The sequence below is a fragment of the Chryseobacterium carnipullorum genome, assembly GCF_900142785.1.
GTDB lineage: Bacteria > Bacteroidota > Bacteroidia > Flavobacteriales > Weeksellaceae > Chryseobacterium > Chryseobacterium carnipullorum.
Window position 1 is genome coordinate 103,571 of the sequence record NZ_FRCD01000020.1, and the last position, 12,149, is coordinate 115,719.

Annotated in this window: 5 protein-coding genes; 4 read left to right on the top strand and 1 reads right to left on the bottom strand. The window is 37.2% G+C overall.

Annotated features, from left to right (window positions below):
• Positions 1–185 precede the first annotated feature (185 nt).
• Positions 186–890, bottom strand: coding sequence for a WG repeat-containing protein (locus tag BUC06_RS19970; RefSeq protein ID WP_228423849.1), 705 nt, complete (start codon positions 888–890; stop codon positions 186–188).
• A 423-nt stretch (positions 891–1,313) separates the two neighbouring features.
• Between BUC06_RS19970 and BUC06_RS19975 the strand changes: the two genes are divergently transcribed.
• The 4 genes from BUC06_RS19975 (at position 1,314) to BUC06_RS19990 (ending at position 12,056) form a co-directional block, all read left to right on the top strand.
• Positions 1,314–4,094: a bifunctional aconitate hydratase 2/2-methylisocitrate dehydratase gene (locus BUC06_RS19975; RefSeq protein WP_073335814.1), complete on the top strand. Its 2,781-nt coding sequence runs from the start codon at positions 1,314–1,316 to the stop codon at positions 4,092–4,094.
• A 341-nt stretch (positions 4,095–4,435) separates the two neighbouring features.
• The gene (locus BUC06_RS19980) at positions 4,436–6,703 is read left to right on the top strand and encodes an aconitate hydratase (RefSeq protein WP_073335816.1); all 2,268 of its coding nucleotides are present in this window, start codon (positions 4,436–4,438) and stop codon (positions 6,701–6,703) included.
• A 563-nt stretch (positions 6,704–7,266) separates the two neighbouring features.
• Positions 7,267–8,829, top strand: coding sequence for a T9SS type A sorting domain-containing protein (locus BUC06_RS19985; RefSeq protein WP_073335818.1), 1,563 nt, complete (start codon positions 7,267–7,269; stop codon positions 8,827–8,829).
• 8 nt (positions 8,830–8,837) lie between these two features.
• Positions 8,838–12,056, top strand: a complete 3,219-nt coding sequence (locus BUC06_RS19990) for a hypothetical protein (protein WP_073335820.1) — start codon at positions 8,838–8,840, stop codon at positions 12,054–12,056.
• Positions 12,057–12,149: the final 93 nt, after the last annotated feature.

Consider the following 12,149-nt stretch of genomic DNA (forward strand, 5'->3'; position numbering starts at 1 on the left):
TTCATTGGGTATAATCTCAGCCTGTTACAGCACCCCTTTACTTCAGCCGCGAAATTACAAAAAAAATGCGAGATGGGGCATGCGCTGCATCGGGTTACGAAATCCGGGATTTCCGTGCTGAACAATCCGGAATTTTGAATAGAGTATTTTTAAAATAAAGAATCAAAGTCTCTATCGCTTTCTGCCTAATACGTCTTATTTCTTACATCAATATAATAATAATTTGTCCCATCTTTCGTGACTTCAAACATCCTCCCCAGTTTCCAGCTGAAGTTTCTTTTGATGTTGGAATATTCAAAAGGAATAATCACTTTATTATTGACATCAATTACACCAAATCTGTCATTATGAGAAGCAACGATCATCGGGTTTTCAATATCATCACCTTCCATAATGTATAAATACTGGTATTGGGGATAAATTTTGTAATCTCTGTAGTCGGCTGCATTGACGAATTTTGCTTTTTCAATGACTCCGTAAAAACCATTTAAAACATATGCCTGATAAAGCTGTTGTTTATAGTCTCCAAACTTGCACTTTCCGAGATCTGCATCTTTAAACTGATACACTCTTTTCCCTTTTTTGTCCACACGGTAAGAGATCATATCTTTTTCTACCGTTGCATATTCGTCCGTTCCAAATTTTTGTACTTTTTGATTGGGGGAATTCAGTAGATTGCAGTCTTCATAAAAAAAGACCGCTATATGATATTCCGGCTTGATGATGAATTTTCCGTTCTGATTGACATATCCAAATTTCCCATTTTCCTTTTTGGGGATCAACACGGGAAGATCCTGATGAACAATAACCAGATCAGGATTTGGCTTAGTGTCTGCAAATTCTTTTTTTTCGGTCGTTTTTGTGCCATTTTTAACTGGGAGTTTCTTCAAAGATTTCGTCTGCGAAAAAACGAAAATCGATATAAATACGCAGAAAAAATTCAGGATATTTTTCATATTCACCATTTGTGTGCAAAACTACGGCCAAAAATAGAAATTATCAAATTCATATTTATAAAGAATCTAAATAATTTCATCCTGATAAAATATTAAAAATTCGTAATTTTGGGAACATTTTAAGTGTTTGATAAGTTTAAAAACGTTTGAGATATAACTTTTGATATTAACAGGATCAAAAAGTGTCCGAATGTTACCCATAGCAAGTTTTTCGACTGGACAGATCACAGGTAAGTCACTTACATTTTCTAAAAGTCCTCTATACTCACCTTTGGGACAAAATATGATCCCACATTTAAAAAACGTAGATTATACTGATTTATATTAATCTACTTTTAATATTGAAAAGACTTCTATATGAATATTTATAAGGATTACATCAAAGAGATTGAAGAAAGAAAAAACCAAGGGCTTCATCCGAAGCCAATTGATGGTGCTGAATTATTAAGCGAAATTATCACGCAAATTAAAGATTCAGGTAATGAATATCGATCGGATTCTCTTCAATTTTTCATCTACAATACCTTACCAGGAACAACAACCGCAGCGGGTGTTAAAGCTCAATTTTTAAAGGAAATCATTCTAGGTGAATCCGTTGTAGAAGAAATATCACCGGCTTTTGCTTTTGAATTATTATCTCACATGAAGGGAGGTCCTTCTATTGAAGTATTATTGGATCTGGCTTTAGGTGATAATCCATCTATTGCTAAAGAAGCTGCAAACGTTCTTAAGACACAGGTTTTCCTTTATGACGCTGATACCAATCGTCTAAAGGAAGCATTCAATAGCGGTAACGAAATCGCAAAAGAAATCATTGAAAGCTACGCAAAAGCTGAATTCTTCACTCAGCTTCCTGAGATTGCTGAAGAAATAAAAGTGGTTACGTTCATCGCTGGTGAAGGTGATATCTCAACAGATTTACTTTCTCCTGGTAACCAGGCTCACTCACGATCAGACCGTGAGCTTCATGGTAAATGCATGATCACCCCTCAGGCACAGGAAGAAATCAAAGCTTTACAAGCTCAACACCCTGATGCCAGCGTTATGCTTATTGCTGAAAAAGGAACAATGGGTGTAGGCTCATCAAGAATGTCAGGAGTAAACAACGTGGCTCTATGGACCGGTAAACAAGCGAGCCCGTATATTCCATTTGTCAATATTGCTCCGATTGTTGGAGGAACCAACGGTATTTCTCCGATCTTCCTTACTACAGTTGATGTTACCGGAGGGATCGGTCTTGATCTTAAAAACTGGGTAAAAAAACTGGACGAGAATGGAGAGCCCATTCGTAACGAAGCAGGAGAACCTATTCTTGAAGAAGCCTATTCAGTAGCTACAGGAACCGTGCTTACCATCAATACAAAAACAAAAAAATTATACAATGGCGACCAGGAGCTGATTGACATTGCCAAGGCATTCACGCCTCAGAAATTGGAATTCATTAAAGCTGGCGGATCGTATGCTATTGTATTCGGTAAAAAACTACAAACATTTGCGGCGAAACTTTTAGGAATAGAAACACCACTTGTTTTTGCTCCTTCCAAAGAAATTTCTCACGAAGGACAAGGTCTTACCGCAGTAGAAAAAATATTTAACAGAAATGCTGTTGGAACAACCCCAGGAAAGGTATTACACGCCGGTTCTGACGTTCGAGTAGAAGTAAACATCGTTGGATCTCAGGATACTACAGGTCTTATGACTGCTCAGGAGCTTGAATCAATGGCGGCAACGGTCATTTCGCCAATTGTTGACGGTGCTTACCAATCAGGTTGTCACACCGCTTCAGTTTGGGATAAAAAAGCGCAGGCTAATATTCCAAAATTAATGAAATTCATGAACGAATTCGGTTTGATCACAGCCCGTGACCCGAAAGGTGAATATCATGCGATGACGGACGTGATTCACAAAGTTCTTAACGATATTACAATTGACGAGTGGGCCATCATCATTGGTGGTGACTCACACACAAGAATGTCTAAAGGAGTTGCTTTCGGAGCAGACTCAGGAACTGTTGCTCTTGCATTGGCTACAGGTGAGGCCTCTATGCCAATCCCGGAATCTGTAAAAGTAACGTTTAAAGGTGATATGAAAGAACACATGGATTTCCGTGATGTGGTTCATGCTACCCAAGCGCAGATGCTTAAGCAGTTTGGCGGAGAGAACGTATTCCAGGGAAGAATCATTGAGGTTCACATCGGAACACTTCCTGCTGACCAGGCATTTACCTTTACAGACTGGACTGCCGAAATGAAAGCAAAAGCTTCGATCAACATTTCTGAAGACGAAACGCTTATTGAGTCCTTGGAAATTGCAAAAGGCAGAATCCAGATTATGATCAACAAGGGCATGGATAATCACAACCAGGTTCTTCAGGGATTAATTGATAAAGCGAATAAGAGAATCGCTGAAATCAGATCAGGTGAAAAGCCAGCTTTAACTCCGGATGCCAATGCTAAATATTATGCTGAAGTAGTAGTAGATCTTGATATCATCGTAGAACCTATGATTGCTGACCCGGATGTAAACAATGATGATGTTTCCAAGAGATATACTCACGATACCATCAGAACACTTTCTTTCTATGGAGGTGAGAAAAAAGTAGATCTTGGTTTTGTTGGATCTTGTATGGTTCACAAAGGAGATTTAAAAATCGTTTCTCAAATGCTTAGAAATATTGAAAAGCAACACGGGAAAGTAGAATTCAACGCTCCTCTAGTTGTAGCGGCTCCAACATATAACATCATTGATGAATTAAAAGCGGAAGGAGACTGGGAATTTTTAGAAAAATATTCCGGCTTCGAATTTGACGATAAGGCTCCTAAAGGAGAAGCACGTGTGGAGTACAAGAACATGATGTATCTTGAGCGTCCTGGCTGTAACCTTTGTATGGGTAACCAGGAGAAAGCAGCTAAGGGAGATACGGTATTGGCCACTTCTACCCGTCTTTTCCAGGGAAGAGTAGTTGAAGATTCTGAACGTAAAAAAGGAGAATCTTTATTAGCTTCAACTCCGGTTGTTGTACTTTCTGCCATCATTGGAAGAATTCCTAATATCGATGAATACAAAGCTGCCGTTGAAGGCATTGACCTGACTAAATTCGCTCCACCTATTAAAGAGCTGGTTCAGGTTGGTCATTAACCGGGTTTGACGATAAGCCTCAGGGCTATTTTACATATTACATAAATGAAAGATTTTGATCCTGCGGGTTTTAAAATCTTTCATTTTTTGTTTAGAACCTTTCTATTTAAGACTGATTGAGAATTATTTTAAATAGAATAGACAAAAGAAATTCTATTTTTTCTTAACTTGATAGATATAAAATAGATATAGAAAATCCTGATTATTTATTGTAATTATCCCTTTTATAGATTGAAGGAACAGAATTTGATGGATTGCTGTAACTAAGAATATTTTCCGTCGTAGATATGAAATATTGACGGAAAAAGTCTATTAAAAAAAAAGAAAAATTAAATTAAGATATGACTTTTGATATTGATATGATCAAAAAAGTGTACGAGCGTTACCCTGAGAGAATTGCTGCGGCAAGACAAATCGTGGGAAAACCTCTTACCCTTTCAGAAAAAATCCTTTACACCCATCTTTGGGAAGGAAATGCTACCTCAGCACATGAAAGAGGCAACTCCTATGTAGATTTCGCACCAGACAGAGTAGCGATGCAGGACGCCACTGCTCAAATGGCGCTTTTACAATTTATGCAGGCCGGGAAAGCTAAAGTAGCTGTTCCATCCACAGCTCATGCCGATCACCTGATTCAGGCAAGAGTAGGTGCAGAATCCGATTTACAGGAAGGGATCAACAAAAACTCTGAGGTATTCAACTTCTTGAGTTCTGTTTGTGATAAATATGGAATTGGTTTCTGGAAGCCAGGCGCGGGTATTATCCACCAGGTTGTTTTAGAGAACTATGCATTTCCTGGAGGGATGATGATCGGTACTGACTCCCATACAGTGAATGCAGGAGGATTAGGAATGGTGGCCATTGGTGTAGGGGGTGCTGATGCGGTAGATGTTATGGCCGGAATGGCCTGGGAGCTTAAAATGCCTAAGCTTATCGGTATAAAATTAACCGGCAAAATGAGCGGATGGACATCCGCAAAAGACGTTATCCTGAAAGTAGCAGGTATCCTTACCGTAAAAGGAGGAACAGGATGCATTGTAGAATATTTCGGAGAAGGAGCAGAATCTCTTTCAGCAACAGGTAAAGGAACCATCTGTAACATGGGTGCTGAGATCGGAGCTACTACTTCTACCTTCGGATATGATGATTCCATGAGAAGATATTTAGCTGCAACCGGAAGACAGGATGTAGTGGATGCTGCTGACAGGATCGCGGAACACTTAACAGGTGATGCTGAAGTCTATGCTAATCCTGAACAGTATTTTGACCAGGTAATTGAGATCAACCTTTCTGAACTTACCCCACACTTAAACGGACCTTTCACTCCGGACCTGGCTACACCCGTAGCTGAATTCAGAGCTAAAGCTGAAGCTAACGGATGGCCGATAGAGGTAGAATGGGCGTTGATCGGTTCTTGTACCAACTCTTCTTATGAAGATTTATCAAGAGCGGCTTCCATCGTAGAAGATGCGGTAGCAAAAGGAGTTAAGCCTAAAGCGATATTAGGGATTAATCCAGGTTCTGAGCAAGTAAAATTTACAGCAGAAAGAGACGGATTCTTAGATTCTTTCAGAAAATTTGAGAATACAAGAATCTTTACAAACGCTTGTGGACCTTGTATCGGACAATGGGACAGAGAAGGCGCTGATAAAGGAGAGAAAAACTCGATTATCCACTCTTTCAACAGAAACTTTGCCAAAAGAGCCGATGGTAATCCAAATACCCACGCCTTTGTAGCTTCTCCGGAAATGGTAGCTGCAGTAGCGATCTCGGGAAGATTAGACTTTAACCCGATTACAGATACATTAACCGCAGAAAACGGTGAGCAGGTGAAGCTGAATGAACCTAAAGGTTCTGAACTTCCGGCAAGAGGTTTCGCAGTGGATGACAACGGATATCAGGCTCCTTCTGAAGATGGTTCTTCAGTAGTGGTGAACGTAAGTCCTACTTCAGACAGACTTCAGTTGTTGGAAGAATTCCCGGCTTGGGACGGTAAAAACATCGAAGGAGCTAAGGTATTGATCAAAGCTTTCGGAAAATGTACGACTGACCATATTTCTATGGCTGGACCATGGTTGAAATACAGGGGACACCTTGACAATATTTCAAACAATATGTTGATTGGAGCTGTTAATGCCTATAATATGGAAACCAACCGCGTTAAAAATGAAATAACGGGTGAATACGGTGAAGTTCCTGCTGTACAGAGAGCATACAAAGCCGCAGGAATCCCTTCTATTGTTGTTGGGGATCAAAACTACGGTGAAGGTTCTTCCAGAGAGCACGCGGCAATGGAACCAAGACATCTTGGAGTAAAAGCGGTACTGGTAAAATCGTTCGCGAGAATCCATGAGACGAACCTTAAAAAACAGGGTATGCTTGGAATTACTTTCGCTAATGAAGCTGATTATGATAAAATCCAGGAAGATGACACCGTTAACTTCTTAGATCTTGATCAATTCGCTCCTGAAAAACAACTGACTTTAGAATTTGTTCACGCAGACGGAACGAAAGATATCATTATGGCCAACCATACGTACAACGATCAGCAGATTGATTGGTTTAAGGCGGGCTCTGCTCTTAACCTGATTAAGAGACAGGAAAATTAATTAAATCAACAAGTAATTATAGAAAAGCGGCTTCCCAGGGAGCCGCTTTTTATTTGATCTTACTCAGAAGATGGCTCCGGTAGCTCTCTCCAATTGGAATTTCCTGCTCGGAAAGCAGAACAATTCTACTTTTTTACCCAATAAAAAAATTTCCCATCAATAATTAGATATTAACAGCCGCTTTTCAGCGCTATTTAAGCTTTTCAATTTAAATGTATTCCATCATATAAGTGCCTGATTAAGTATAACATTACATTTTTCAGCAAAAAAAATTCTTTGCAAAAATCTCTTTAAAGGATATTTTTTGTTTATGATTCCAAGATGAAAATAAATATTATATTGATCTTTTAAAATCAACTAAACTTTAAAAAAATAATACGACCTGATTTGTCGTCTACCGATTATATCTTTGTTATAGTCATACTTAACAGTGCATAAAAACACACGGGCAAGTGACAAAAATAAGGTTAAATCTCATTGAAGAGATATTAAAGGAGTGTTGAAAATCGTTAAATTTGCGCAACTTTTATTAAAACTAACATAAACTCAAAATACACAAACAGATGAAGAAATTCTACTATGGTGCATGTATTCTATGCACTTTTCTGACAGTTTCTGCGCAGGAAGTATTGTGGCAGAAAGACATTCAATCTTCTACACAGGATTTTCTAAGCCAGGTGACTACGACCATTGATCAGCAATATCTTATTTCGGGAAGCAGTATTCAAAGCGATAAGCTTCAGGCTGGAGGCAATAAACAAAATAATGGGTATGATTTTCACTTCATTAAACTCAATCAGCAAGGCGAACAGGTTTGGGAGAAATATTTCTCCGGAGCTAATCATGATTATTTATCAGCATCGGTTGCTACGCAGGACGGAGGTTTTTTAGTTTCAGGTACTTCGTATTCCGGAAAAGGTCTTGATAAAAAAGAAGAATCAAAAGGTGGATCAGACATCTGGTTGATTAGATTAAATGAATTCGGCGATGAGCTGTGGCAAAAGACCCTGGGAACTTCTTCAGACGAAGAAGCCAGAGCTGTTATCCAAACCACTGATCTGGGATTTTTTGTGGCCGGAAATAGACAGAGTTCGCTTCGAGAGCCTCAGGGAACCAGCGGGTATGGTTCAAAGGATGTTTTGATTGTAAAACTTGATAAGAATGGAAAAGAGTTATCTCAATCGATTTTAGGGGGAAAAGGATTGGATGAAGTAGAAAAAATGATTCCTACGAAAGATGGAGGTGCTTTGCTGGGAATCTATTCAAGAAGTAACATTGGAGGCCCCAAGAAAACTGAAAACTTTGGCGAGGGAGATTATTGGGTCATAAAACTTTCAAAAGATGGAAAAGTAGAATGGGAAAAGAACTTTGGAGGAAAGGGTGATGATCATATCAGAACATTGGCTTTGACTTCAACGGGATTTTTGATCGGTGGTGAATCAAGATCTGAAAGATCAGGCAATAAAACCGTCGGAATTGAAGAAGGAACGGATCTATGGCTTATTTCTTTAAACGAAAGAGGTGAAGAGATCTGGCAGAAGTCTTTCAATTTCAAAAACAGAGACATCCTGATGGGAATGAGTGTACTACATTCAGCAGATGACAAATCTTCAAAAGGAATCCTCTTAGGAGGTTATACACAGGCAGAAGGAAGGATTGAAACAGATGACGAAACGTTCTGGATGTTGTATCTGAATCAGGACGGAAATGAGCAATGGAGAAAACATGTGACAGGAGATAAGAGACAGAAAGAGGAGAGACTGTCAGACTTAAAACTCAACCGGGACGGTTCCATCATTCTGGCAGGAACCAGTGCAGAAGAATTGGGAAAAGAAAACTGGAAAATTGTGAAGCTTGGCGACAAACAAATCGATCAGTTAATCGAGAAACAAAACATGAAGATCTATCCGAATCCCGTATCAGAGTATGCTTATGTAGAAATTGGCTTTGATTTTAAAGAAGCTGATATTGTATTGTATGATATGGGTGGACGACAGCTTCAGAGTTTGAAGACTAAGAATAAAGTAACGAAGATTAATACCCAGAATCTGATTCAGGGGGCTTATCTGGTGACGATAAAGACGGATATGAATAAAACTGCGAATGCTAAATTGATAAAGAAATAGAAACTATAATGAAAAAACAGATAATACTTTTATTATTAACTTTAATAACAATAAGTGTTTTTGCTCAATCCGTAACATCAAATATAAATAAATTTGAAATTACACCAAAAACACCTGATGCAAGTCAGTTATCAAAATTTACAGATATTCCCAATGCAACTTTTACTGGAACAGCAGGGGTAAATATTCCTATTTATACAATAAATACAGGTGAATATCAACTTCCAGTTGATTTAAAATATCATGTTTCGGGAATTAGGGTAAATGAAGTCTCTACAAAAGTAGGTTTAGGTTGGTCTTTAGCCATGGGGGGAATATCTCTTTCCAAACAAATATTTGGAAGAGATGACCGAGGTTGGATTCCGTATGTTAACCCGTCCTCATTCCATCCAGATTATAATGAAACAGACAACGGACTTGCTTCATATATTACAGGTTTTGATGCGATGAATCCAAATAATACAGCCAAAAAAAAATATGATTCCCAACCAGATATATATTCATATTCTATAGGTAAGTTTTCTGGAGAATTTTATTTAAGTAGTACAGGTCAGGTTATTCAAGTTCCCTATAATAATATTAAGATTGCACTGCAGGGGGGATTATTTGAAATTACAGATGACCAAGGTATTAAATACATGTTTTCAGGAGCTAATCAAACCCGTAGTCTTGGAGGATCTATTCCTGAAACAGAAGATTATAGATTGTTAACAACAGATTATAAAATTGATAAAATTGAGCTTCCTTCAGGGAAGAGTATAAGATTTAATTATTCTAATACCCAATATAATTATTTGAGTAATAATAATAAAAGGCAGGAGATTTCAGAGAATTGTCAAGGAATTATTGAAAGTAAGGTGTATAGAGAATATACCACCACTACTTATGTTTTTAGAGAGAGTGTAATAAATAGTATTGAATTTGATAGTCAACGCATTGAATTTAATTATTCTAATGATAGACAGGATATTACCAATGGGCTCTCATTAAATGAAATTACAGTTAAAAATGGGGGTAATATTATATCAAAATTTAATTTAATCAAAGACTATTTTCCTGAGAACACAAATGAAGGTCCTAATGTATATGATGCCTCTTTATCAAAGAGATTAAGATTGAAAGAAGTTATTAATGTAAATGATGGATCAAAATACAGATTATTTTATCATGAACAACATAACTTACCGAACCGATTTTCAGATGCTACAGATCATCTAGGATTTTATAACGGAAGTGATTCTAATAAAGGAATTCCGAGTACTTATTATAAAGGAGTTATATATGGTGACGGTAGTAATAAAGAGCCTAATCTGGAATATGCAATTTCAGGAAGTTTAAAGAAAATTCAGTATCCTACAGGAGGAAGTATGGAAATTGAGTACGAAGATGATGATTATTATGGAGAAACAGAAGTTGTTAAATTTGAAAAGAAAAATACGGGTACGTGGAGTGATGTAGATTATGTGGCAGAATTTCAAGTTAATAACGTTGTAAGCCCATATGATGATAAAATTTTATTTGAAACCAATTTTGAAAGTGCGGTAAATCCGCCTAATGACTCAAATGTATTACCCCAAGGCTCTCACTTTGTAGCTGATATTCTTGATCCAAATAATGTGATTTTAGCGAGTTTTACATTTACTGGTGCAGGTACTGCTTTAGTTGATAAAAAATCATCCTATAAAATAAGAATCAGAAAAGTTAAACGACCAAGTCAATTTCCCATTAATTTAGATGATTATGTTGCTTCGATTCAGTTAGCATGGTTTGAAAAGAAAACAGAATTTAAAAAAGGAAATCTTAAAGTTGGAGGATTAAGAATAAAAAAGCTAGTAAAGAAAGATGAAAATAACTTAATAGCGAGTAGTGTTAAATATAATTATAAAGATGAAAATGGAAAATCAACAGGTTTATATGTAGGGGATAATATTGATTATACCTATTCATCTCCTGTAGCAAAAAATATCAATGACCAAGGAAATACTGTTTGCTCTATAGTCGTAGTAAGCAATACGGGAAAATTTAATACCAGTACTATTAATGGTAAACCTATCGTTTATAGTAAAGTTGAGACAGAATATTTAGGTGGTCAGGAAAACTATAAAGTTGTTGATACTTATTTAAACATCAACGGTCAAAATCCAATTGGTTTATCCTCTTCTATGTTTACTTATTTTGATAATAAGTTTACTTTAGGATTGCCTAGCAAAAAAGAATATTACAATTCATCCAGTATTCTTCTTAAAAGTATTGACACTGAGTATGAATATGATAATTATTTTAATCAGTTTTCTAATGATTATAATCCGTCTTATCCCAATTTGGTGATAATGCCTTATTTTATTCTGATTAAAAGCTATGCATTATTTGTGATGATTACAGGTATGCCAAATTCCTATAGAGCGAATTATTATATAGATCGTTATCAGATTTCTTCCACATGGGTAAAGCAGAAAAAAACGTTATCAAAAACATATTTTAACAACCAACAAATTTCTGAGCTTACTGAGCTTTTTTATGATCCCACTTACAAACATTTAAGTCCAATAAGACAGAAAATCACTTTTTCAGATGCAAAAGTAAATGAAACAAGTTATGCTTATGCTCATGAAAAGGGAAATCAAAAACTCATTAATGCTCATATGATAGGTATTCCATTGGCGACAGAAATAAAAGAAAACGGTAAGGTGATCAATAAATCCGAAACAAAATATGACAGTTCAATCCACTTATTTCCAACTTCTGCCTTGTCATTTGATCTGCAAAACCCTGTTACAGGTTCTACAGAACTCAGCTATGATCAATATGACAACAAGGGAAATCTGCAGCAGTATACCGCCAGAAACGGCATTTCAACAACCATCATCTGGGGATATAACCAGACTCAGCCTATTGCTAAAATAGAAGGAGCCAAGCTTTCAGACATTCCTCAGGCACTCATTGATAGTATTGTCAGTGCATCTGTTAATGACGCTCAGCTCAGTACAGATGCCTCAGAGCAATTATTGATATCTGCTTTAGATGTATTTAGAAATAACGCTGCATTATCAGCGTATCAGATCAGTACGTACAGCTATGATCCATTAATCGGAGTAAAAAGCATCACTCCTCCATCCGGCATCAGAGAATTCTACATTTATGATACCGCCAACCGACTGAAAGAAGTAAGGGAAAACAGCCCGACGGGTAAGATCCTGAAGGAATATAAATACAACTACAAAAACTAACACAGACATGAAAAAAATAATCATTCCTATCGGGTTGTTGCTGATCACTCAGTCAGCAAAGGCCCAGCTTACCCAGGGAGAAAACTATGTGTA